The organism is Aquabacterium parvum, assembly GCF_001447195.1.
Classification (GTDB): Bacteria; Pseudomonadota; Gammaproteobacteria; order Burkholderiales; family Burkholderiaceae_C; genus Aquabacterium; species Aquabacterium parvum.
The window spans coordinates 1-273 of record NZ_LFRI01000298.1; the positions used below are offsets into that span (position 1 = coordinate 1).

Consider the following 273-nt stretch of genomic DNA (forward strand, 5'->3'; position numbering starts at 1 on the left):
CGACATTCTTGTTGACGATATCACTGATTTTGGCGATGCCGGCGCCAGTATTGGCGATCAATACGGACTGGTAGGTAGTGCTACCCTTTTGCTTCATCGCTGCGAATGGCTCGATGTCGCTCTTTTGCTTAGCCAGCACATACGACAAGGGGCCAAAATATGCCATGTCGATACGGCCGTGACGCATGGCTTCGATCATTGACGAGTAATCAGTGGTAACCACCAGCTCAATTTTCTTTCCCAGCTCTTTTTCCAGATAGATTTCGAGCGGCT

At 49.5% G+C, this 273-nt stretch carries 1 protein-coding gene; it reads right to left on the reverse strand.

Annotated elements, in window-relative coordinates:
* On the reverse strand, positions 1-273 hold a 273-nt coding region (locus ABG80_RS10625; RefSeq protein WP_152987573.1), incomplete at both ends, for a PhnD/SsuA/transferrin family substrate-binding protein.